The organism is Spirosoma aerolatum (assembly GCF_002056795.1).
In the GTDB taxonomy this organism is placed as follows: Bacteria; Bacteroidota; Bacteroidia; order Cytophagales; family Spirosomataceae; genus Spirosoma; species Spirosoma aerolatum.
Window position 1 is genome coordinate 80167 of record NZ_CP020104.1, and the last position, 22717, is coordinate 102883.

Consider the following 22717-nt stretch of genomic DNA (forward strand, 5'->3'; position numbering starts at 1 on the left):
ATGGCCTTTCCTAGCGAACCACGGCAAGTTTACCCGCCAGCCCCTCTGCACCATCTTTTGTAACGACAACAATCAGATAAATGCCCGTTTGTGCCTGACGACCTAGATAGTCGATCAGATTCCAGCTAGCTGTTCCGCCCTGTGAGCGGGTCTCATAGACCAGTTTGCCGCCTGCGTCAAGAATTTTTACGGTTGCATTCTCCGTAAGGCCTTGTATGCCCACGTTGCCCGAGAAGTCAGGTCGGACGGGATTCGGGAAAATAGTGATGTTGCTCAGTACATCAGTGGGCTCTGTAGCTGGTGCTTGATACGATACTAGGCCATTTGGCGTCTGAACAAAGAGTACCCCACGTGTAGGTTCAATGGCTAATGCCTGGATGGTGTTGCTGGGCAAAGGGCTATTGTCGGCCGTGAATGTGTCCAGTAGCTGTGATCCGTCGGGTGCTACATGATAAATGCCTTTCTGCGTACCGATCCATTTTCGATTTCCTCCATCGACTGCGATTGCCGTAATCTGTTCGTTGGCCAACAGTCGACGCCGGTTTAAAATAGGTGGCTGGGCATCGATAACCGCATCGAACGCTCCGGCTGGATTGTCGAAAAGGGTCGGGCCTAAGTCGGTGCCTACCCAGATAATCCCATTTCGATCTTTTACCAAAGCACGAACGCTGTTGGTGAGTAATCCGCCCTGCCCTGTTTGCGTCGTCAAGTAACGACTACGATTGGTTTGAGGATCAACAACCAGTAAGCCTCCGCCGACATCAGGCCGAAGCCACAGAAACCCATTATCATCCGGTACAATCTGAAGAATGTTGGTTTGGGTGACAACAGGGAACGATTGGAAGGTTCCGTCGGGCTTACGTACATGCAACGTAGCCGATTGTGATGAAGTCGTCCGTCCGGTTGTTATCCACAAATTACCTTTCGAATCGGTTGCCAGGCTACTGATAAATGGGCTAATCGTAGCCGGAAGCGTAACGGGTATTGGTGGTTGATCGCTCGACTGGCTCCATAGCCCGGCACCAAACGTGCTTACGTAAAGACGCTGCTCAGATGGGAGGTAGGCCGCAGCATTAAAACCGCGAGTCAGGCCATTGGTTGAAGGAGCTACCCAACGGTTATTCGTAACTGAAAAGGCCTCATAGGGAGGCTGGTTTGTTGACAGGCTCGTTGCATCCAGCGGTCCTGTGGGTAATGTTACGAGCGTTTGCGGATAGGTGTATAGACCTACATACTGATCGCGGGAAGGGCCTTCAGGAGCAATACGCTGAAATTGACCTATGGTGCCATAAAGTAGACCACTCTGCGTATCGGTTACCCAAACGTTGGTACCATCGGCAACCACTTCACGAGGGTTGACCAGGAGCGCCCCGGTAAATGTTACTGGATTCGGAAGAAGAATAGACTGACTAGTAGCGACTATTGGGCCTGCTGCCGATGGAAATAACCGAATGATTGGGTCCGTACTGGAACGGAACAACACCCATGAGCCATTATTTCTCAGATAAATTCCGGTGCCATTTACAGAAACATAAAGACGATTCTGATCAACGATCAATGAACTCATCAAGGTGGATGGTTCAGTTACACTTCGCCAATTGGCTGGATCTGCAATATTTACATTGGCCGCAAAACGAATGGCACGTAGGCGAAAACCCGTATCGGTAGCCCGTATCGGTCCTGTCAGTGCATATAGGCTGTCGGTAGTCGCTACAGTCTGGTAAATCGGAAGGGGTGTGCCGTCGGTACGTTGACTGAAATAGGTATCCCTGATTTCATACTTGATCAGGTCTAAAACAACCAGGCCGAAATCGGTACTAAGGTAAGCGTTGTTACCAATTCGATTGATGTGATAAATCGTTCTGGCGGATGGTAGGGTAGAAGCCGCTACAACGGTGTTGACATTATTAACCGCTCCGGGCTCTCCATCATTGGTCAGCGTCATGAAATCAAGATTCCCACTCCGATAGGCAATCAGTAATTTGGATTGATCAGCCAGATACAGAAGTCGACTAACACCGGCATCACTAAGCCCAGAATTCTTGGTTAAGCTGGTTGTCTCCTGCGTAATCTTGTCATAATAGAACAAGCCGTTTTGCGTAGCTGCGTAAATTTTATTACCGACTACAGCGACTGACTGCCCTGATTGATAACTGACATGCGTTTGCCAGGTACCAATCTGCGCAAATGAATAATGAACAATGAAAAATGTACAATGGATAATGAATAATGAACAATGAAAAAGCGATAATGAACGCGAAGGCCATTTATACGAAACCAGATAACGTATCCATTGTACATTTTTCATTATTCATAACCACTAGGTCAGTCATCATTCTTAACGTCTTCGTAAGCCCATTCCTTTCGTACGGCATCGTCGCCCAGGTTAAAACACCGGCGACAACGAGCTTCGTAGCTATCGGTCTCGCCCAGGAGTACCCGCTCCTGCGAAGGTACAAGACGGTAAGAGTAGTGGGCTATGTCGCCACAAACTACACAAATAGCATGTACTTTTGTAACATACTCGGCTATGCCCATGAGCTGAGGCATGCAGCCAAATGGATTACCGGCAAAGTCCATATCGAGCCCGGCAACGATGACTCGTTTGCCCTGATTGGCCAGCTCATTGCATATGGAAACGATTTCTTTGTCAAAAAATTGGGTTTCATCAATGCCAACTACTTCGCAATCACCGGCCAATAATAAAATTTGGCTCGCTGTTTGCACAGGGCTAGAATGAATCGCAACAGCCGAGTGCGAAACAATATTTTCTGCGTGATAGCGATTGTCCAGAGCAGGCTTAAAAATCTGCACCTTTAGCTTGGCAATCCGGGCACGATTAAGTCGTCGGATTAGCTCTTCCGTTTTTCCGGAAAACATCGATCCGCAGATGACTTCAATCCAGCCAGTGCGCAGATGGGGTGGGTCACGTCGGCGGGAAGGTTCAATAAACATGAGTAAACGATAAAAACGTAACGACTATAACCTACTTGTACCTTAAACGTATATGAATTCCCGGCAAGGACATTGCTTCATATATCCTCACGGGTTGCCCGTTGTCGGACTGAATTATGGGTTACAGCCCGCAGCATTTGATTTCTTTAGTGATAACAGTCGGTTTGTGGCCGAAAGCTATATATTTACAAAACAAAGGCTTTTCCTGATGTCGAACAAGTTTAACGCGAACGCTCTTTCTGAATATAGCAAGTCCTACGCTCGCCGGATTGCTGCTGATTTTTATCAACAGCATACGACGATCAATGGTCAGCAAATCATGTCGTTAACGCCTATTAACCAGATAAACCTGTTTATTATCAGTAGTTTATCTGATAAATGGCAAGCTGATGCCGAAAAGTTCAGAAGCCCTTATTTCGACTTTACGAACGAAGAAGTACAAGAGGCATTGCAAAACTTCATGAACGTTGTTTCGCAATACATCTGTGTTCGACGCGAACATCTCGAACCCTTACTGGCCGATGCTGTGCGACGCACGATTATCATGATTTTTGATCCTCGTGCCTACTTTGATGATGTGCTACGGAGCCAGCCCGACTTTACGGTAACAGCGGCTGCCATGAAGCAAATCACGCGTTACACGAAAATTAACCAGTTTATTCCGACCTATATCACGCAGCGAATGAACGGGAAGTCGTTCATCTATGTGAATCAGGCGTTGATTTATCTGGATGAAGCTCTGACTCAGAAAGGAAATGAACTGGAGCCATACGATAAGTTTGTGGCCCTCTTTTCGGAAAAGCTCCCCATGAACGTGTCAACTTTGCTTCGAAGCCATGTTCATGATAGTCTATTAGCTACACCGACCCGTTCGTTTTTCGATACAGCCACTGAATCGTCGATACCACCTGCCCCGTTGGTACCTGTCGAATCGGTTCCTGAAAGTGAAGCTCCACCTGCTGTAGCGCCACAGCCTGATCCTGTCCCTGCTACTGAGCGCTCAGAAACAGGTAGTACTGCTGGACCTATGTTTCTCTCTGGTTCGTCTGGCCCTGAACCAGTGGCACCCATCAGCCAACCCTCGCAGTTAGAAACTGGGGCAATCAGTACCCCTGTAGCCCCTGAAGTTAAACCCGTTGTTGTGCCGAATGATGGACCCGCAACACTCAATGATACTTTACGGGAAACAGCAACGACGGAACCAGCTACAGTTGCCGAGACATTCCACCGGGCACCTATCGAAAGTGTAGCCCGAAGTATATCGCTGAACCAGAAGTTTCGGTTTATCAATCAGCTTTTCAATGGAAATTCCAATGCCTATAATCAGGCCGTTGACGAGATCGATAAGCTGAGCAATTATGGTGAAGCACTTGATCTGATTTCATATCGCTATGCTTCGCAGTACATGTGGGATATGAGCAGTGATGAAGTTAGCGAATTGGTCGAAATTTTAAAACGGCGGTTCGCCTAGTCTCTAGCTACAAGTATCTTTTTTGTTGACTAATGTATCTTTTGGGGCGTCCATTCGTCCAATAGACTACAGTGCTCATGGGGGCTGTTTATCTCCCGAACTCATTAGCATTGGTAGTTTATTACGATTATTGAACCGGACTCCCAAACGATTTTGCGAACAGTTTACCTGCTCTGTATAGCCGGATGGTTAGCTTCATCGGCTGCTTTTTCACAAACTAATACACCGCTGCGCCGAGATGCTGATATAAGCCAGTATCTACAAGACCTATTTCCTGTACAAACAGAAGGGGTTGATTATCAGGCTATCTATGATGCGCTCACACAGCTATATGCCAATCCAATTGATCTCAACACGGCTACTCGCGACGAGCTTGAAGCTACGAATCTGCTCTCAGAACGTCAGCTAACCAGTTTAGCGACTTATCGGGCTGGATTCGGGGATTTATTGTCAATCTATGAACTTCAGGCGGTGCCCAACTTCGACCTGGCGACGATCCGGCGTTTACTCCCTTTCATAACCGTAGCAGGCAGTCGGGGTCTGTTAGGGGCTTTGCCTACTCCCACCGATAATTACCTGATTGTCCGTTATGAACGTATACTGGAAGAACAAAAAGGCTTTTCAGAAGCAACGCCCGATAAAAAAGGGAATTTTCCTACGCGTTATGTAGGTGATGCCAGCCAGTGGTATCTACGATATCGCTACAGTCGGCCCCGTGCTTTTAGTTTCGGACTAACCCTGGAAAAGGACCCCGGTGAGCGGATCGATTGGCATCCCGAAAGCCGACGTTATGGCGCCGATTATCTTTCATTCCATGCACAGCTTCAAAATCGAGGGCGCTGGAAAAGCATCCTGTTGGGTGACTATCAATTGCAGGTAGGGCAAGGTTTGATTCTATCGGCAGGTTTTGTGCTTGGAAAAAGTGCCGAAACAGTTCAAACCGTTCGTCGTCCAACGTTGGGGTCTCGCCCGTATACATCCTTGACGGAATTTGGGTATTTTCGGGGTATAACGGCGACCTATGCTTTGCATCAACGTCTTACTATAACCTTGCTGGCTTCCCGAATCCGCCGGGACGCTAATACCGATAGCTCGGGTACCGGTCTTGTGGCTACTTCACTGCAAACCTCTGGCCTTCACCGAACACAGTCTGAACGAGCCGATCAGGGTAGTTTGATGGAAACTAATCTGGGCGCCCATCTGCTTTACCAAAATCGCCATCAACTGCAGCTTGGGCTTACGGTATTACGCACCACCTATGATACGTTTTTCCAGAAGCGCGATCAGGCCTACAATGCGTATGAGTTTACGGGTACGCATAACCTGGTTGTAGGTGTGCACGGAGGATATATCTGGCGAAACTGGAATCTGTTCGCTGAATTGGCCCGCAGTAGTGGCTCGGCTACAAATTCAGGGGGTATAGGGTTTGTAGGTGGAGCTTTGGCTAGCCTGACTAAAAAATTGGATATGGCGGTTGTTCTGCGGCACTACGACCCAAATTTTCATAGCTTTTATGGGAATGCTTTTAGCGAAGGAAGCCGGAATAGCAACGAAGAAGGAGCCTATCTGGGGTTAAAGTATACCATTTACCGGAAGCTGTCCGTAGGCGGCTTTGTGGATTATTTCAATTTCCCCTGGCTGAAGTATCTGGTCGATAAGCCCTCAAACGGATTCGATTATTTGCTTCAGGTTCGGTACACCCCCAACCGACAAACCACGTTTTATGGCGTTTATCACGAAGAGCATAAGCAAAAGAATCTGACGGTAGATAAACAGAAAGATGTAGTTGGTACTGCCCGTAGAAGCTACGCACTGAATGCCGAATACACATTGATGCGGGGTTTTTCATTGCGGTCGCGCATACAATGGGGCAGTTTTGTGTATGCAGGGCAACCTGCTTCTAATGGATTCACCTTGGCGCAGGATGCTACGTGGGACTACCGACGTTTCAGCCTTAGCGGCCGGATCGCTTTATTCGGAACGGACGATTACGACAGTCGACAATATGTGTACGAGCGTGATGTGCTCTACGCATTTTCGTTTCCTGCTTACTTTAATCGGGGTGTTCGCCATTATTTCCTGGCGCAGTATAACCTGAGTCGCCATCTGGATATATGGGTGCGCTGGGCCAGAACGGACTACACCAATCAGACTGCCGTTGGTTCCGATTTGGAGCAGATTAATGCTCCGCATAAAACCGAGGTGAAACTACAGGCCCGATGGCGGTTTTGATTGACTCACCAATAAAACGCTTATCTTTATCTAAATGACCAATCTTTACGACAATGAAGAAAGTCAAAGAAATCGAATTGAACAACTTCCACAAAGTGCTGAACAAGCGATTAATCAGGAAAGTATCTGAGTAGCCCTCGATGTCACCCGAGCAAATCAAACGTATCGCCGAGCAGAGCCAAAAGGTAGCGAAAGTTGGTGGGCATTGAATGAAGCCATCCAAAGACAAGCGGCATAAGCCTTATCTGCATGGGCTATTGGGACAAACTTGTTATTAGATATTGAGCAATTTACCTGTATTGATCTGTGAATCAATGTACAGCCTACCGACATTCTCTGTTGAAATCATCGATTTTGAAAAATAAACTGACCAGAACCAGCCTGTCATTTTTCCATTTCCCGAATCAGCTTGTTGGCGTTGATAAACTCGTTTAGTTCGGGAACGTGCGATTGCGTAAGGGTTGTACTATTGCCTTCCCACAATTTTTCGCCCTGGTACAGAAACATGATTTTCTCACCGATTTCCATCATCGAGTTCATGTCGTGCGTAATGACGACGGTTGTGATCTTAAACTCATCGGTGATTTCAGAGATGAGCTGATCTATCTTGATAGAGGTGAGTGGATCAAGGCCAGAGTTGGGTTCGTCGCAGAATAAGTATTTGGGGTTCAGGACAATCGCTCTGGCAATGCCAACCCGTTTCTTCATGCCGCCACTGATTTCAGAAGGCATCCGATCGGCAGCTTCGGCAAGACCTACCCGGCGCAGGCATTCGTGAGCACGATCCAGTTTTTCACTTTCGGCCTGTTCTGTAAGCATATCGAGCGGGAACCGAACGTTTTCCAGCACAGTCTTCGAATCGAACAGAGCAGATCCCTGAAACAGAACGCCCATCTCCCGGCGGATGGCTTTTTGCTGATTCAGGTCACTTTTCAAAAAATTACGCCCGTCGTAGAGAACCTCACCTGAATCGGGCTTTACCAACCCAATCATACACTTTAATAATACGCTTTTACCCGTACCGCTACTGCCAATGACCAGACTGGTATCGCCCTGTTTGAATGTACCGCTGACGCCCGCCAGAATCTGACGCCCCCCAAAGGATTTCGCTATATTTTTGATTTCAATCATCGGTTCAATGATTGAATGCCTGAATGATTGAATGATTGAATGATTGAATGGCTTTATTCAGCCCTCTTAATTCAATCATTCAATCATTCAGGCATTCAACATTACGTGAGTAACATCTGCGTTAGAATAAAATCGGCGGCTACGATCGCTACGCAACTGTTGGTTACGGCTGCCGTAGAGGCTGCGCCAACTTCGAGCGCTCCTCCGCGTACGTTGTAGCCTCTATAGGCCGAAATCGTAGAGATTAAAAAGGCAAAGACTACGGTTTTGATAAGAGCGAACGTAACACCAAAGGGCTTGTACTCGAAGCGGAGTCCCGATATATAATCTTCTGAAGAAATAACCCCAGCCAGCGTTCCGGCAATGTATCCACCTAGTATTGCCAGAAAACCAGCCATAATAACCAGCAGGGGAAACATCAGAACGGAAGCAATCACTTTGGGTAGTACAAGATAGGAACTGGAATTGATCCCCATCACCTCCAGGGCGTCGATCTGCTCCGTAATGCGCATTGTACCTAGCTCACTGGCAATATTCGACCCCACTTTTCCGGCTAGTACTATGCAGGATAAGGTGGGCGCTAATTCCAGAATCGAACTGTCGCGGACAATCAGTGCAATAATATTTTTCGGAACAAACGGATTTGTGAGATTATAGGCCGTTTGTACACAGGTGACCGCACCAATAAACGAGTTAACGAGCGCTACAATAAAAATTGACCCAACGCCAATATTGGTACATTCGTTGAGAATGAGGCCCACATAAACGCGAAATTTCTCCGGGTTACGGAATAGGGTACCCAAAAAGATAAAATAACTGCCTAATCGTGACATAAATCAGTAGCCAGAACTGTAGAGGAATACAGTGAATGATAGTCATTCGAAAGAACCCTCGTAAAGATAGAATGGTTTCTGACGTAACTTGCGCCGTAGGCTAAACCGCGTGTTTTCTGCACCGGAAAATGCCTGACATAGCTGTTTTTTACATGAATCCACTACTTGTTGTTACGGGAGGAACCAAAGGGATTGGTCGGGCTATTGCCGATCGATTTATAACAGAAGGGTTCGATACGATCGTCTGTGCCCGATCAGTTGAAGGGATAGAAGGTCCGGGCCTGCTGCCTGTTGCCGCTGATCTATCGAATCGTTCGGGTGTAAATGCCTTGTTGACTTACATTCAATCGTTAGGTCGCCCAGTCGATGTGTTAGTAAATAATGCCGGGATATTTTTACCGGGCGAAATTCACCAGGAGGCCGAAGGAACCTTTGAGACGCTGATGAATACGAACGTGGCCAGCGCTTACCACCTGACGCGGGGGCTGGTTGGGGATATGATTTCGCGTCGGCAGGGACATATTTTTATGATGTGCTCTACAGCCAGCATTACAGCCTATACGAATGGTGGGTCTTACTGCATTTCAAAATTTGCTCTGCTGGGCATGAGCCGGGTTTTGCGCGAGGAATTGAAACCCCACGATGTGAAAGTTACGGCTATTTTGCCGGGTGCAACGCTTACGGCTAGCTGGCAGGGGACCGATTTGCCTGAAGAGCGATTTATGAAAGCTGAAGATGTCGCTAACAGCGCCTGGGCGGCTTATTCGTTGTCAAAAAATGCTGTGGTTGAGGAGATTCTAATCCGCCCCCAACTTGGCGATATTTAGGAATTGAGGTTAATTATGACGCATTGGGGACAAAGTAGTCTTAAACTCCTTGAGCTTAATGGCTATTACTGACCACTCTTTCGTAACTTGCACGCTCTTCATCGCTCTTGTACACTGACCATTATTCATTGTTAAACTGATTATTGCTACGAATGGCTTCCGTTGAGTATTTAGGTATTGACGTTGGCGGCACAAACGTCAAAATGGGCATTGTCGATGCCAATACGGGTAAAATTTCAAATTTCTACAGCCACGACACCATCAGTTGGCGCGAATCGGGCCACTTTATCGAGCGCTTTGGCGATGCCGTTGCCCTTCAGCTGTTAAATAACAAAGACGTAAAAAAAGTAGGTATCGGTCTGCCCGGTATGCTGAATCGTGAACGTACGATTCCGCTCGAAATCACGGCGATTCCAGAAATCAATGGGGAGCCGATGGTCGAGTTGCTAACTAAGCGCTTTCCGGGCATTCAGTTTTTTCTGGCGAACGATGCCAACGCTGCGGCTTTAGGCGAGTATTATTTTGCCGAAGAGCGTATTACCGAAAACTACATCTTCATCACACTGGGCACGGGTGTTGGTGGAGCTGCTATCATTAATAAGAAAATTTTTACCGGGGGCGATGGGAATGCTATGGAGCCTGGCCACATTCCTTCGCGGAATGGTCGGGTACTGGAACGTAACATCGGAAAGGTAGAATTGCTCCAACTGGCTAATGAGCGCCGGAAAAGCTATACCGGCGAAACGCATTTGCCTGACGATGGTAATATTTCGACCACTGGATTAGTAGCGGCTGCCGCTGAAGGCGACGAACTGGCCCTGCAAATCTGGACGGAAGTAGGCGAAATGTTAGGCGAAGGCTTAGCGGCTCTGATCAAGATTCTGGATATTAAACAGGTACTAATTGGTGGAGGGTTATCAGCTTCCTTCGATTATATTTTACCTGCTGTAAATAAAACGCTCGATTACTGGCTGAATCCGTACTATAAAAACGGCCTAAGCATCAAACGGGCCACGCTTGGTAACGATGCAGGTTTACTGGGTGCTGCATCGCTTTGTTTTGAATAAGTTGATGCTGAAACATGTGCGTAAAACAAGTAGAGCAGTGAATGAAGTAGTTTTCATGCTACTTTCACTCACTGCTCTACTTATATGAAATCGATGGTTCCTTACCTGATAATATTGACTTCAGGTGTGATTGTAATACCATATTTTTTCTGAACGGACTCCTGCACCTGCTTAGCAAGAGCCAGAATCTGGTTCCCCGTCGCTTTGTCGTAATTGACCAGGACAAGTGCCTGTTTAGCATGGACACCTGCATCGCCCGATCGGTAGCCCTTCCAACCAGCCTGCTCAATAAGCCAGCCAGCCGGAACCTTCACAAAGTCATCGCCGACAGGATAGCCTGGTAAGGTTGGGTAGTTTGCTTTTAGCTGGTTGAACTGAGCCTTGGGGATTTCCGGATTTTTAAAGAAACTACCGGCATTCCCGATTTGGGCCGGATCGGGAAGCTTGCTTCGTCGGATATGTATCACAGCCTCACTGATGGCTTTTATCGACAGGTTATCTTCCGAAACACCCATGTCAGCTAGTGTCTCCTGAATGGCACCATAGCGTGTATGAAACGTTGGAACCTTATCGAGTCGTAGTGTAACACTGGTGATTATATACTGGCCTTTGAGTTCACGTTTAAAAACGCTCTCGCGATAGCCAAATGCACAATCGGCATGGCCAAAGGTTCGGGTATGACCTGTCTGAATATGTACGGCCGTTAATGAGTCGAATACCTGTTCGAGTTCAACGCCGTAAGCGCCAATATTTTGCATGGGAGCAGCGCCAACTGTACCCGGAATAAGCGATAGGTTTTCAATCCCTGCATAATCCTGATCGACACAGTGCATAACCAGTTGGTGCCAGTTTACACCCCCACCCGCTTTTACATACACATGCGTATCATCTTCTCGCACTACATCGATACCCTGAAAGCTTACTTTAACGGCCAATCCGTCGAAATTCTGGCAGAGAAGGACATTACTGCCTCCACCGAGAATTAATTTAGGAGTATCCAAAAATTCAGCTAGTTGAAGTAACGTTTGGAGGTCGTCTTCGTTACTAATATCGACCCAATAGCGTGCGCTGGCATCAATCCGAAACGTATTATACGGTTTTAGCGACACGTGGCTCTGTATACTCAGCATGTGTTCGACTTGATAAGAGCCCAAAATTAGCTAAAATCCAGCATGGGTTTATACCGGAATATAAAGGGTTAAGCAATCGAAGCAACAAAATGCTATTTTTGCGTCATGCGGAATAAGAGTATGCCTTGTAAATTAGGAGTATTATCGGTACTTGTTGTACTGACAATATCCGGTTGTGCCAGTAGTCGTTCGGTCTCGTCAGGCAGTTCGACAGTCGATTACAACAGCTACAATGAAGATCTGGCATCCGTACGACCTGTGTATAATCCGAATCCGGCTACCTCTAACCCATCAACTAATCGTTCTACTACCCCAGTAACTAATCCGACCAATACGCCCCGACGAACAGACGCCCGGAAGCCGAATGCACCTATCGAAGCCTTGCATATAAATCGTAAACTTGACCTGGTTATGGATACAATAGCCACTCAAAATCGGTCGATTCGTTATGCGCCTGGTTATCGGATTCAGGTTTATGTGGGTAATCAGCGACAGGAAGCAGAAGCAGCCAAGTTGCTGATCTCTCAGAATTTTCCAGAACTTAGCCCTTACCTTACGTATAATCAGCCAACTTATAAACTAAAAGTAGGCGACTTTATGCGTCGCTTAGATGCGGAGCGATATTATTCATCGATTCACAGATTTGTGTCATCAGCCCAGTTACAACCCGACAAAGTGGATATTCGGCGTAGCCTATTAATAAAGTAATTTAAGATTTAGATAAATAGATGTTAACTTAGAAGCTAATGTGTAAACTTTTGCACGTGCTTCAACCTAGATTGTAAGAATTTATGAAAAAAGCGTTAATTACCGGGATTACAGGGCAGGACGGTGCCTATTTAACAGAGTTATTGTTAGCAAAAGGATATGAAGTACATGGTATCAAACGCCGTAGCTCGTTATTCAATACGCAACGGATCGACCACCTGTATGAAGATCCGCATGAGAAGAAAGTACACCTGAAACTCCATTACGGTGATCTTTCTGATTCGACCAATGTCATTCGAATTATTCAGGAGGTACAACCTGACGAGATTTACAACCTCGGCGCTATGTCGCACGTGCGGGTAAGTTTCGATGAGCCCGAATATACGGCTCAGGTGGATGGTATCGGAACGCTACGGATTCTGGAAGCTGTTCGTTTGCTGGGCTTAACCCAAAAGACACGCATTTATCAGGCTTCTACATCTGAGTTGTATGGTGGGGTTCAGGGACACGCTCAATCAGAAACAACACCATTCTATCCTCGCTCTCCCTATGCAGTTGCTAAACTATATGGCTACTGGATTACGGTTAACTATCGGGAAGCGTACGATATGTTTGCCTGCAACGGAATTCTGTTTAACCACGAATCGCCACTACGGGGTGAAACCTTCGTGACGCGTAAAATCACCCGTGCCGTTGCCCGTATTGGTTTAGGCTTGCAGGATAAAGTATATATGGGAAATCTGGATTCGCTGCGTGACTGGGGTCATGCCAAGGATTACGTAGAGGCCATGTATCTGATTCTGCAACAGGACAAACCCGAAGATTACGTTATCGCTACGGGTGTAACGACCAGCGTTCGAGATTTTATTCGGATGGCGTTCGCCGAAATTGGTGTTGAGCTAGCTTTTTCCGGTGAAGGCGATGCTGAAGTTGGTACTGTGGTTAGTTCAACGAATCCTGACTTCCCGGTTGAAATCGGTAAAGCTGTTGTTTGCATTGATCCTCGCTATTACCGGCCAACCGAAGTGGATCTGCTGCTTGGCGATCCAACCAAGGCAATGACAAAATTGAACTGGCAGCCTAAATATGATTTACCTGCTCTTGTGAAAGATATGATGACGGCTGATATTGACCTCTTCCGTCGCGATCAGCTTCTTGCCAGAAGCGGGCACCAGATTCTGAATTATTACGAGTAGAATTAAATAAACGGCGTAAAGGAAAACGGGCAAAAGGGTTGTTAATCCTTTTGCCCGTTTTCCTTTACGCCGTTTATGCTTTTATTTATACAGGCACTGCGTAGTAGTACATCCGCGAACTGTTGGGATACATGCCAATCAGCATTAAGCCTTCCCCTTCTTTTACAGTCGACATGATGGATTGAAGGTCTTTTGTCGTTTTAACGTTTTTACCGTTTGCTTTTACGATAATGAACCCTTCTTCTACATCCGTTTCGGCTAGTTTACCATCGGTGATTTTCTTCACCCGAACACCACCACTAATACCTAACTGTTTGGCATCCTGAGCCGACAGATCTTCAAATTGAGCGCCCAGCGAGTTCAGCGAAGTGGCCGATGGCGTAATATCGGTTTTCTTGATAATGTCACGACCACCATTCCGGTTGCGAAGCTCTACTTTAAAGTCACGCTCGGTGCCATCACGGTTAACAGTTACAGTCAGAACATCACCTGGACGACGACGACCGATGATTTCGCGCATCTGAGCATCTGAATCCAATGGCTGACCTTCCATTTTGGTAATAACGTCACCTTTTTTCAGGCCAGCAGCTTCAGCAGCACCATTGTCAACAACCTGATCAACATAGATACCACGGCCAACTTTAACGTTTTTCTCTTTAGCGACCGTGCTGTTCAGCTCAATTGGCATTATACCAATATAACCGCGTTGCACGTTGCCGTATTTCAGCAAGTCGGCTGATACTTTCTTAACCAGCGATACAGGAACGGCGAAGCCATAGCCGCTGTAATAACCTGTTGCCGAAGCAATCGCTGAGTTAATACCAACCAGTTCACCACGCAGGTTTACCAAAGCACCACCCGAATTACCAGGGTTGATAGCGGCATCCGTCTGGATAAACGCTTCAACCGGCGAATCAGGTTTTGCATCATTTTTATTGATGTTCTGATCCAGGATACCAATCCGACGTCCTTTAGCGCTCACGATACCAGCCGTTACCGTCGATTCCAGATCAAGAGGGTAACCAACTGCCAGTACCCATTCGCCCAATTTTAGAGCGTCTGAATCGCCCAGCGTAATGGCAGGCAGGTTGTTAGCGTCTACTTTAATGACTGCTAGATCGGTAAGTGGGTCAGTACCAATAACTTTCGCTTTAAAGCTGCGCTTGTCGGTCATAATTACTTCGACCTCGTCGGCATCCTGTACTACGTGGTTGTTCGTAACGATATAACCATCTTTACTGATGATTACCCCTGAGCCCGAAGCCTGTCCTTGTTGTCGGCGAGGTTGCCGCTGACCACCACCAAATGCGTCGTCGCCAAAGAACTCCCGGAAAATATCAGGAACTTGTTGCTGACGTACAGTGCGGGTCATTGTAGTCCGAATGTGTACAACCGTTGGTGTTACAGCTTCAGCAGCAGTCGAGAAATCGCCCGGAGCTGCGGTAGGTCCCCCTGGCATCGATGCCAGACGACCCGTGATCGCCTGAATAGGCGACGATTCGTTAAAAATCACGTCCCGGTTGTTGAAACCCAACAGGTGGTAAGCGGCCAGCGTTATGCCACTCGAAAATAGAGCTATTAACGCTATTAATTTCCAGTTGCTTTTCATGATTGATTGGGAAATCTAATTGCTTTCTTTTTGTGTTAGAATTATTGTTTACTCTGCCTGTATAACGGAAAGGGCTTCTGAAAAATCCGGGTAATGTGTGTCCTTAACAAAATTTAACAGGGCTTTGTTAAAGGGCCTTTAAGTTAGTAAAAAGCCTGTAAGATTTTCCCACAGGCTTTTTATTAAAGTTGGATTAACCACCGATTTCAATTTGACGAGGTGGTTTTACTTTGGCCTCTTCGCGTTTCGGAATGTCAATTTTCAAAATACCATCCGTGTAGGTTGCCTGAATCCTATCAGCATCAACGGAGGTCGGTAGGGTGAACGTCCGCTGAAACGAAGAATAGCTAAATTCCCGACGCGTATACTTTTCAGCAGGCTTCTCCGAATCTTCCGTTTTGGTTTCCTGCGACCCTGAAATAGTCAGGTTATTGTGGTTTAGGTGCAGCTTAAAGTTTTCTTTCTTTAAACCAGGTGCTGCTACCTCAATTCGAAAACCATCCGGATGCTCGGCTACGTTTACTGCCGGAACATAGGTGAAGGCAGAGTGGCTTGTGTTAAAAAAGTCGTTCACATCGCGGCCAAAAAAGTTTTCGATCAACGACGGAAAGTTGCTGTTCGTGCGCACTAACGTACTCATGACTTTCTTTGGTTTTGTGTTAGACGATATATTAACTGATTCAGTTAACCTTTTTCAAACGACATGCCAATAGAAAAATCATAACAAATCCGGTCATTTTGACATTTTCTGGGCGATCAACGGAAGTTATTTCCAGACAAGTTGACCAGAAAAATGACAGAATTGCCAAATCAACGTCGGTTGGCTTACTCAGACAGCGCCCACCTTTCGAGTTAGCGAATCAAGACAAATTGGGGAGTCAAGATGACTTTATTTGATGGCCAGCAGCTCAAATGCTTTTTCAGCGGCTGCCTGTTCAGCTTTTTTCTTGCTGTAGCCGCTACCTGTCGAGAATGGCTCATCATCAACAAGTACCTGAGCAATAAATTCGCGGAAGTGGCTATTACCTTTTTCGGAGACAATCTCAAAGCGGATCTCTTTACCTTCGCGTTGCGCCCATTCGATCAGACGGCTTTTAAAATTTCCGTTGTTCTGAACGACCGACTCAATGTCGTAATGAGATAGTAAGTTTTTGAGGATAAACCGACGGGAAAAGCGGAAGCCTTTATCCAGGTAAATAGCACCAACCAACGCTTCGAGCGCGTCGCCATACATAGACGTACGGGCGGGAAGACTTCGTGTGCGGCTTCCGTCGTATTCGATGAGCTGGTCGAGGCCGATCTTGCGGGAAATTCCGTTCAGCGTCTCGCGGTTGACAATCCGAGAGCGAATTTCGGTGAGGAAGCCTTCGTCTTTGTAGGGGTATTTTTTGAATAGAAACTCAGCAATAACCATCCCCAGAACGGCATCGCCTAAATACTCTAATCGTTCATTCGATTCTCGAAACCCTTCAATCGCTGTGGCTTTTGAAGCAGATGTATGACGCAGTGCCAGTTGATATAGCCCTAGATTGGACGGACGAGCCCCAATGATATGACCAATGGACCGGCGTAAATTTTTACGCGGATCTTTGTGGCCAGATCGGAACCACGCGAGGGGATTGAATAAACTACGTGGCAAAGCGAGTTGCACGACTCAGCTAAGTTTACGGAAAATGACGATGGCATTGTGGCCTCCAAATCCAAATGCATTGCTCATAACGGTCGTCATCGGACGAGCCTGAGCCACATTGAAGGTTAAATTGAAGCGCGGATCAATTTCATCGTCGTTGGTGAAGTGATTAATTGTCGGCGGAACGATTTGGTGTTCCAATGCTTTAATACACGCGATTGCTTCAACGGCCCCGGCAGCACCTAGCAGGTGACCAGTCATAGATTTAGTTGAGCTAATATTCAATTTGAATGAATGCTCACCAAACAGTTGATGAATCGCTTTCAATTCCTGCGGGTCGCCAATAGGGGTTGACGTACCGTGCGTATTGATGTAGTCAATCTCTTCTGGTGCAATACCCGCATCATTCAAGGCATCCTGCATGCCCAGAAATGCGCCTAATCCTTCAGGGTGCGGAGCGGTAATATGATAAGCGTCCGACGACATACCACCACCAATTAACTCTGCATAAATTTTAGCGCCCCGAGCCTGAGCATGTTCATACTCTTCCAGAATGATGGACCCTGCGCCTTCGCCCATGACAAACCCGTCGCGATCTTTGTCATAAGGGCGTGAAGCTGTTTGAGGGGAATCGTTTCGTTCTGATAAAGCCCGATTGGCATTGAAGCCACCAATACCAGCTTTTGTAACGGCCGCTTCTGAGCCACCAACTACACACATATTGAGCCGACCCAACCGGATGTAGTTGAAGGCGTCAATGATGGCATTATTGGTTGACGCGCAGGCCGAAACAGTTACATAGTTGGTTCCCCGGAATCCGTAGCGCATCGAAATTTGCCCCGATGCACTGTCGGCAATCATGCGGACAATAAAGAAGGGGTTGATGCGGGGCGTACCGTCGCCTTTGGCGTAGTCAATCATCTCATCCTCGAAGGACTTAAGACCGCCAATACCTGATCCCCAGATAACACCGACTTTATTTTTATCAAGCGTATCGAGATTTAATCCGGCATCCCGAACAGCTTCATCGGTAGCGATGAGTGCATAATGCGTAAATGCATCCATCTTACGGGCTTCCTGCCGCGGAATGTATTGAGAAACGTCCAGTCCTTTTACTTCGCAGGCGAATTGCGTACGAAACTTGCTGGCGTCAAACTTCGTAATGGGACCGGCCCCGCTTACACCGGCGGCCAAGTTGTTCCAATAAGTGGTTACATCATTGCCAATGGGTGTCAACGCACCGAGGCCGGTCACTACTACTCGCTTGAATGTCATACAGATTAGACTGCGTAATGAAAAAGAAAAACAACGCCAAGCTGGTTTATGTTGGCGCTGGCTTTCAGGAACTAAATTGCTTTCGGCTACGACTTATTTGCCGATGTGTTTTTCGAGATATTCGATAGCTAAACCAACCGTAGAGATTTTTTCAGCCTCATCGTCTGGGATAGGGAGATTGAACTCTTTTTCAAATTCCATGATCAGCTCAACCGTATCAAGCGAATCGGCACCAAGATCGTTGGTGAAGCTTGCTTCCGGCGTAACTTCTGATTCTTCAACACCTAGTTTCTCAACAATGATATTCTTAACTTTTTGTGCAATGTCCGACATTTTCGTAGTCTGTTCTAGTTAAAAAACTGCGCAAAGAAACGTATTTACCTTGGTATTATCAAACAATTTTTTAGGATGTAAATCGTTTCGTATAGCGGCTCTAATTATTCTATGTTTTTGATAAACAGTTCGTTATTAGTGAAAAAATGGTCAATGAACTGTCTATCATAAAAAGCCATAAATCGACAAAATCTAGCAAAGTTTACCGTATAACTACCGATTTGCAGACGTAAGTAGGAATAATTCCTGTACTCCTAATCTGTACTTCAACATCCTGTGGTTGCGTGTTTCCAGTTAAGACCAAAGCGGTATCAAGTCCAAATTTATTACCGCCCAGAATATCCGTTTTTAAGGTGTCGCCTACCATCAGAATATCCCGTTTACTAATATTGGCTGCATTGTCGAGCCGTTCATAGGCGAACATAAACAGTTGCGCGTCGGGCTTGCCGAATCGAATGAATTGCTTGCCTACTATACCTTCAATCATTTTGGCTACTGCGCCAATGGCTATGGAAATGCGGTTTTTTGAAACAGGATAAGTTGCATCCGTATTAGCTACAATAACGGGAATGTTTCGCTTTCGGAGCAGATTGACGGTTTTAGTCAGATCGGTATTCCAGTCGAAACCCTCGTCGTCGAGCAGAACAAGCGCATTAATATCGTCGATGTCTTTCAGGTCAAGGTGGCTGATAGGGAGTGTGGTTAACCCCGTTGTTTGCAGATAATGGGCTGATTTTTCAGTGCCTAGGTAGGCAACAGTTCCATTATGTACTTTCAGATCGAGGTATTCGCGGGCAAGCATCCCCGACGAGATAATGCGCTCAGGGGTAATGGCGTAGAATCCTTGCCGATAGTAGGATTCGGCCAGTTCGTGAGGCCCTCGTGACGCATCGTTGGTCAGAACGTAAAAATCTTTACCGGTTTCCCGAAGCCAGTCGAAGGTTTTTTCAATGCCTGGTAAAATCCCTTCTGAGTTTTTCAAAACGCCGAACGCATCGAAGAAAATAACTTTATAGTTAGCCGCTACGGTCTTGAAATCAGTAAGTTGCATAAAGGAATAAAATAATAGTGTAGCCCCAAGCCACCTATATATTATTCGTAAAAATACAATACAAGCCGAATTTTCAATCTGTTTCTTTTTTCAACGTCCTAATGTCGGCTATAAGTTGCTGCATTTCAAGCTCAAGCGTGCCATTGTAAATACCCCGAATGCGTTTGTACTTATCGACCAGTAAGAAATGTTCGGTATGCAGAAAATTCGTACTGTCTTTACTAAAACCCAGCTCTTCCTCGGCAAAATACGACTGACGGGCAAGCTGATATATTTCCGATTTGTTACCGGTTAAGAAATGCCAGTTTTTAGCCTGGATGCCATTTGTCTGGCAGTAGGTTTTTAGCCGGGCAACGCTATCAATCCAGGGGGTAACGCTGTAAGACAACAAAATCAGATTATCATCATTTGGGAATGCCTTTTCGACTAGCTGCATGTGTCTGGTCATTTTGGGGCATATGGCTCCGCAGGATGTGAAGAAAAAGTCGGCTACGTGAATTTTACCTTCAATCACTTTCTGGGTAGTAGTGGCTCCGTTCTGGTCGGTGAATGAAAAGTTACCAATCGTGTGTGGCACTTTTCGAGCCGTATCCTGCTGGGAATCGAGGAAAATTGGGCTGAAGTCGGGGGTGTTGTAGTACGGCAGGTGCTGAACCGGATCACTCTGGCAGGCTACCGTTAGAATAGCTACCACAATCAGGCTATTTTTTGAAAATGCTGTCCGAAACGTTTTTACAGTTTTTGGTGCCCAATAAGCCATAACGCCTGTCGTCTTTGATGATGTAATTGGTTTTTATTTTGCCAGTGGTATACCAACTTTACTGAAGGCCTGATTCCTGCCCTTTTTTGTAGTGCATGTTCCTGAATAATTTCTCGTTGGGAAACCACTCTTTGTAGCTGCCTTCAAACATGTCGTTCTGATAGATTAGTCTAGTTCACTTTGACGAAAGCCGAAAAAAAAGTATAGGTTATAGCTTGAACAGACTATCCGTCGCGTTTACGCAGTTTTTGGTACCCAATAAACCGTATCGTTTCCCAGCAATCATGACATAGTTGGCCTTTATTTTTCCGTTGTCGTAAAACTGCTTTTGGGAGCCTTCTTCATAGCCATCTTTGTAAGTCATTTCTTTAAGCAATAAGCCTGTTGAGCCCCATTCCCGGCAAACTCCGTTGTATTCACCGTTTGCGAAGTGGTAAGCCATTCTCAGGCTACCATCTGGCCACCAGGCGGTTAAGTCACCCACTTTTTGACCTTTATTGAAGAATCGCTTTTCGGCTAGTTTGCCATTCTCGTAGAAGCGTTTCCATTCACCCTGTTCTTTCCCATCTCGAAACCCAACGATCTCAACGGTGTCTTTTTTGTTCTCCGCAAGCGTATAAACCATGCCCGTAAAGGGATGATTATTTTCAACGGCCAGGCCATTTTGCCAGTGCACATGTACAGTGGTTGCTTCAAAGGCTGGCAACTTGTCGGATGCTACATGTCCCGAACAGGAAGCCAGCCACAGAAGAGCAATACACATTAACTTATTTAGAAACTGTTCCGGGCGTACCATAATAGCCACTGCCGTTGATGTACGGATCGCTTGAGGTAATGTGATAGTGATAGATGCCGTTCGGGTAATCGGCCGTAGCATGTGTATGTCCATGGTAGGCATCTAATGAGGAAGCAGCTACCGTAGCTCCGTTTTCTTCTGGCCCGTAAACCGGAAAGCCATCCAGTAAAAAGCCTAATAGTGCCGATTTAGTCCCTTTAACGGTAGTTAGATATAATGGCTCTACGTGGTAGTGGTATTCACTGCTTGGCGAAGGATGCCCCCACCATTGATCAAACGAGACAACTTCATTCGTCAGGGGCTGGTTAGGGCCAGCATATTGGTTGAAAAAGGCCACTCCATTCAACGACACCCCAATAGGCCCTAGATTGGTCGCCGAATGCGAAGAGGCTACTTTAGGATTCAGCGGAATTTTAAAGGTGTAATTCTGAGCGGCAATAGAATTCGGATTTTTGGAAAACTTGTTCCCGCCGAAGGTAGTCCCGGTAAAATTTTCGTACAGGCTGCTTGACGTAGTGTAATAAATACTCTTGTGATCGGGCGTACCAGATGTTTTTATGTAGACATACGTGCCATCGGTTGTAATGCTGGTGGCTCCATAAATCTTTTTGAATACATCGGGTACACCCGTACCTATCGACGTAGTTGTACTACCCGTGGCTGTTGTGGTACTACTGGTTCCCGACGTAGAACCTGAGTTAGTTGGGCTGACGGAGTCGTCGTTCTTAGTACAGCTAATGAATGTCAGTATACCAAAAGATAGAATCAGGGTAGTAAATGCGTTGGCTCTGTTCATGGTAATTAGTCGTTAATTACCAGCTTAGACGATACATTTCATGCATTCCTACGGCCGGGGCGGAAAATTTTCAGGAGGCCCATCAGGACGACCGCCCGGCGGCTCGTGGTCAGGGCCTCTTGGTGGGCGCTGCTGCCGGCCAAAAAGCCGGGCAAGTTCATCGACCAGTTGTAGAAAGTCAGCTTGCTGGTCGGGCCGACACAAGGCTTTGATTTGCTTAAAATGGGCGAAATTGAGTTCTGCCAGGTGTCGCTGGTTGTCGGCAATCTGTTGAGCCAACACTTGCTGCTTTGCCGAATCGGGCTGCGATGTGGTCAATAAGTCGTAATAGGCCTGGAATAGCTGAGCGGACTTATCGTTCAACTGCTGGGTTTGCTGCTGATGCTGCCTTATCATTTCCCGGTATTGCTCCTGTTGCGCTTCGTCGAAATGGAGTCGCTCAATAATAATACGTGCTGGCTCTTCCCGACGGGGAAATGGACCTCGAGGTTGCTCAGACGGAAAAAATTGGCCTGATTTAAGCACGACAAAGCCAATAGTCAGCAAATTGAGTAGAAGTAGAGCAATAACGGAGAAGGTTAGTAGTTTTGTCCGCTCCATAAATCATACGGTTGATTGGTAGACGGATACAATTGCATGCCTGATACAACAGTATTCAAATCGGATGTATCGTTTGTTTTTGGCATTGAACGACTGTCGATGATTCGCCAGTTGAGTAGTAGTAGTAAGGCGAAAGAAGCTATCGTGAGCCACACCGTTCGGGCAGGTATGTATACCGGGCTCTTTCTGGACGCTAGTTGATGTTGAATTTTAGCGAACAAAAACGGACTGGGCTCCGCCCGTTGCATACCTTCCAGGCTATTCAGTACACTATTGATCCATTTATCTTTTTCTGGTTTCATACGAAGACAGACGAC

The 22717-nt window shown here is 46.5% G+C and carries 22 protein-coding genes; 7 read left to right on the forward strand and 15 right to left on the reverse strand.

The annotated features are described in order from the left end of the window. Nucleotides 1–10 precede the first annotated feature (10 nt). Nucleotides 11–2308, reverse strand: a complete 2298-nt coding sequence (porZ, locus tag B5M13_RS00325; protein ID WP_080053770.1) for a type IX secretion system anionic LPS delivery protein PorZ — start codon at nucleotides 2306–2308, stop codon at nucleotides 11–13. A 17-nt stretch (nucleotides 2309–2325) separates the two neighbouring features. Next, complete coding sequence (locus tag B5M13_RS00330) at nucleotides 2326–2955, reverse strand: thymidine kinase (protein ID WP_080053771.1); 630 nt, start codon at nucleotides 2953–2955, stop codon at nucleotides 2326–2328. 208 nt (nucleotides 2956–3163) lie between these two features. On the opposite strand from B5M13_RS00330, the gene B5M13_RS00335 reads away from it, so the two are divergent. Further along, entirely contained in the window at nucleotides 3164–4426 is a 1263-nt protein-coding gene (locus B5M13_RS00335) for a hypothetical protein (RefSeq protein ID WP_080059737.1), read from the forward strand. Between the two features lie 153 nt (nucleotides 4427–4579). Continuing rightward, nucleotides 4580–6658, forward strand: coding sequence for a helix-hairpin-helix domain-containing protein (locus B5M13_RS00340; protein ID WP_080053772.1), 2079 nt, complete (start codon nucleotides 4580–4582; stop codon nucleotides 6656–6658). 384 nt (nucleotides 6659–7042) lie between these two features. On the opposite strand, the gene B5M13_RS00345 is transcribed toward B5M13_RS00340, so the two are convergent. Further along, a complete protein-coding gene (locus B5M13_RS00345) occupies nucleotides 7043–7789 on the reverse strand; it encodes an ABC transporter ATP-binding protein (protein WP_080053773.1) in 747 nt (248 codons plus the stop codon). Nucleotides 7790–7890: 101 nt separating this feature from the next. Then, nucleotides 7891–8622 (reverse strand): MlaE family ABC transporter permease, encoded by a 732-nt coding sequence (locus tag B5M13_RS00350; protein WP_080053774.1) that lies wholly within the window; start codon nucleotides 8620–8622, stop codon nucleotides 7891–7893. Nucleotides 8623–8774: 152 nt separating this feature from the next. On the opposite strand from B5M13_RS00350, the gene B5M13_RS00355 reads away from it, so the two are divergent. Both B5M13_RS00355 and B5M13_RS00360 read left to right on the forward strand, forming a co-directional pair. Further along, entirely contained in the window at nucleotides 8775–9449 is a 675-nt protein-coding gene (locus B5M13_RS00355; RefSeq protein ID WP_080059738.1) for an SDR family oxidoreductase, read from the forward strand. Between the two features lie 152 nt (nucleotides 9450–9601). Further along, nucleotides 9602–10516, forward strand: coding sequence for an ROK family protein (locus B5M13_RS00360; RefSeq protein WP_080053775.1), 915 nt, complete (start codon nucleotides 9602–9604; stop codon nucleotides 10514–10516). A gap of 101 nt (nucleotides 10517–10617) precedes the next feature. Here the strand turns inward: B5M13_RS00360 and murB are convergent, their stop codons facing one another. Next, nucleotides 10618–11646 (reverse strand): UDP-N-acetylmuramate dehydrogenase, encoded by a 1029-nt coding sequence (gene murB, locus B5M13_RS00365; RefSeq protein WP_080053776.1) that lies wholly within the window; start codon nucleotides 11644–11646, stop codon nucleotides 10618–10620. 120 nt (nucleotides 11647–11766) lie between these two features. Between murB and B5M13_RS00370 the strand changes: the two genes are divergently transcribed. Beyond that, nucleotides 11767–12354, forward strand: a complete 588-nt coding sequence (locus tag B5M13_RS00370) for an SPOR domain-containing protein (RefSeq protein WP_245859632.1) — start codon at nucleotides 11767–11769, stop codon at nucleotides 12352–12354. Between the two features lie 83 nt (nucleotides 12355–12437). After that, on the forward strand, nucleotides 12438–13550 hold the full coding sequence (gmd, locus tag B5M13_RS00375) for a GDP-mannose 4,6-dehydratase (protein ID WP_080053777.1): 1113 nt from the start codon (nucleotides 12438–12440) through the stop codon (nucleotides 13548–13550). An 85-nt stretch (nucleotides 13551–13635) separates the two neighbouring features. On the opposite strand, the gene B5M13_RS00380 is transcribed toward gmd, so the two are convergent. The 10 genes from B5M13_RS00380 to B5M13_RS00425 all read right to left on the reverse strand — a co-directional run bounded on the left by B5M13_RS00380 (nucleotide 13636) and on the right by B5M13_RS00425 (nucleotide 22400). Then, the gene (locus tag B5M13_RS00380) at nucleotides 13636–15159 is read right to left on the reverse strand and encodes a Do family serine endopeptidase (RefSeq protein ID WP_080053778.1); all 1524 of its coding nucleotides are present in this window, start codon (nucleotides 15157–15159) and stop codon (nucleotides 13636–13638) included. 193 nt (nucleotides 15160–15352) lie between these two features. Next, on the reverse strand, nucleotides 15353–15799 hold the full coding sequence (locus B5M13_RS00385) for an Hsp20/alpha crystallin family protein (protein ID WP_080053779.1): 447 nt from the start codon (nucleotides 15797–15799) through the stop codon (nucleotides 15353–15355). A 249-nt stretch (nucleotides 15800–16048) separates the two neighbouring features. Continuing rightward, the gene (gene rnc / locus B5M13_RS00390) at nucleotides 16049–16810 is read right to left on the reverse strand and encodes a ribonuclease III (RefSeq protein ID WP_080053780.1); all 762 of its coding nucleotides are present in this window, start codon (nucleotides 16808–16810) and stop codon (nucleotides 16049–16051) included. Nucleotides 16811–16813: 3 nt separating this feature from the next. Further along, the gene (gene fabF / locus B5M13_RS00395) at nucleotides 16814–18064 is read right to left on the reverse strand and encodes a beta-ketoacyl-ACP synthase II (protein ID WP_080053781.1); all 1251 of its coding nucleotides are present in this window, start codon (nucleotides 18062–18064) and stop codon (nucleotides 16814–16816) included. A gap of 93 nt (nucleotides 18065–18157) precedes the next feature. Continuing rightward, complete coding sequence (locus B5M13_RS00400; RefSeq protein ID WP_018617787.1) at nucleotides 18158–18397, reverse strand: acyl carrier protein; 240 nt, start codon at nucleotides 18395–18397, stop codon at nucleotides 18158–18160. Nucleotides 18398–18599: 202 nt separating this feature from the next. Continuing rightward, a complete protein-coding gene (locus B5M13_RS00405) occupies nucleotides 18600–19448 on the reverse strand; it encodes a TIGR01459 family HAD-type hydrolase (RefSeq protein ID WP_080053782.1) in 849 nt (282 codons plus the stop codon). 73 nt (nucleotides 19449–19521) lie between these two features. Continuing rightward, a complete protein-coding gene (locus B5M13_RS00410) occupies nucleotides 19522–20208 on the reverse strand; it encodes an SCO family protein (protein WP_080053783.1) in 687 nt (228 codons plus the stop codon). 208 nt (nucleotides 20209–20416) lie between these two features. Beyond that, nucleotides 20417–20971 carry a toxin-antitoxin system YwqK family antitoxin gene (locus B5M13_RS00415; protein WP_170061070.1) on the reverse strand — a complete coding sequence of 185 codons (555 nt, stop codon included), beginning with the start codon at nucleotides 20969–20971 and terminating at the stop codon, nucleotides 20417–20419. Between the two features lie 4 nt (nucleotides 20972–20975). Then, a complete protein-coding gene (locus B5M13_RS00420) occupies nucleotides 20976–21800 on the reverse strand; it encodes a YHYH protein (protein ID WP_080053785.1) in 825 nt (274 codons plus the stop codon). 48 nt (nucleotides 21801–21848) lie between these two features. Beyond that, nucleotides 21849–22400 carry a periplasmic heavy metal sensor gene (locus B5M13_RS00425; protein WP_080053786.1) on the reverse strand — a complete coding sequence of 184 codons (552 nt, stop codon included), beginning with the start codon at nucleotides 22398–22400 and terminating at the stop codon, nucleotides 21849–21851. A gap of 36 nt (nucleotides 22401–22436) precedes the next feature. On the opposite strand from B5M13_RS00425, the gene B5M13_RS33205 reads away from it, so the two are divergent. Further along, complete coding sequence (locus tag B5M13_RS33205; protein ID WP_155297150.1) at nucleotides 22437–22601, forward strand: hypothetical protein; 165 nt, start codon at nucleotides 22437–22439, stop codon at nucleotides 22599–22601. The last annotated feature ends 116 nt before the right edge of the window (nucleotides 22602–22717 follow it).

Coding starts and splice junctions, on each gene's coding strand:
- B5M13_RS00350 (WP_080053774.1), bottom strand. CDS start 8,622: ATGTCACGATTAGGCAGTTATTTTATCTTTTTGGGTACCCTATTCCGT.
- B5M13_RS00380 (WP_080053778.1), bottom strand. CDS start 15,159: ATGAAAAGCAACTGGAAATTAATAGCGTTAATAGCTCTATTTTCGAGT.
- B5M13_RS00345 (WP_080053773.1), bottom strand. CDS start 7,789: ATGATTGAAATCAAAAATATAGCGAAATCCTTTGGGGGGCGTCAGATT.
- B5M13_RS00405 (WP_080053782.1), bottom strand. CDS start 19,448: ATGCAACTTACTGATTTCAAGACCGTAGCGGCTAACTATAAAGTTATT.
- B5M13_RS00355 (WP_080059738.1), top strand. CDS start 8,775: ATGAATCCACTACTTGTTGTTACGGGAGGAACCAAAGGGATTGGTCGG.
- fabF (WP_080053781.1), bottom strand. CDS start 18,064: ATGACATTCAAGCGAGTAGTAGTGACCGGCCTCGGTGCGTTGACACCC.
- B5M13_RS00335 (WP_080059737.1), top strand. CDS start 3,164: ATGTCGAACAAGTTTAACGCGAACGCTCTTTCTGAATATAGCAAGTCC.
- B5M13_RS00415 (WP_170061070.1), bottom strand. CDS start 20,971: ATGTGTATTGCTCTTCTGTGGCTGGCTTCCTGTTCGGGACATGTAGCA.
- porZ (WP_080053770.1), bottom strand. CDS start 2,308: ATGAAAAATGTACAATGGATACGTTATCTGGTTTCGTATAAATGGCCT.
- B5M13_RS00420 (WP_080053785.1), bottom strand. CDS start 21,800: ATGAACAGAGCCAACGCATTTACTACCCTGATTCTATCTTTTGGTATA.
- B5M13_RS00400 (WP_018617787.1), bottom strand. CDS start 18,397: ATGTCGGACATTGCACAAAAAGTTAAGAATATCATTGTTGAGAAACTA.
- B5M13_RS00360 (WP_080053775.1), top strand. CDS start 9,602: ATGGCTTCCGTTGAGTATTTAGGTATTGACGTTGGCGGCACAAACGTC.
- B5M13_RS33205 (WP_155297150.1), top strand. CDS start 22,437: ATGCCTGATACAACAGTATTCAAATCGGATGTATCGTTTGTTTTTGGC.
- B5M13_RS00410 (WP_080053783.1), bottom strand. CDS start 20,208: ATGGCTTATTGGGCACCAAAAACTGTAAAAACGTTTCGGACAGCATTT.
- B5M13_RS00385 (WP_080053779.1), bottom strand. CDS start 15,799: ATGAGTACGTTAGTGCGCACGAACAGCAACTTTCCGTCGTTGATCGAA.
- B5M13_RS00330 (WP_080053771.1), bottom strand. CDS start 2,955: ATGTTTATTGAACCTTCCCGCCGACGTGACCCACCCCATCTGCGCACT.
- B5M13_RS00425 (WP_080053786.1), bottom strand. CDS start 22,400: ATGGAGCGGACAAAACTACTAACCTTCTCCGTTATTGCTCTACTTCTA.
- B5M13_RS00370 (WP_245859632.1), top strand. CDS start 11,767: ATGCCTTGTAAATTAGGAGTATTATCGGTACTTGTTGTACTGACAATA.
- gmd (WP_080053777.1), top strand. CDS start 12,438: ATGAAAAAAGCGTTAATTACCGGGATTACAGGGCAGGACGGTGCCTAT.
- murB (WP_080053776.1), bottom strand. CDS start 11,646: ATGCTGAGTATACAGAGCCACGTGTCGCTAAAACCGTATAATACGTTT.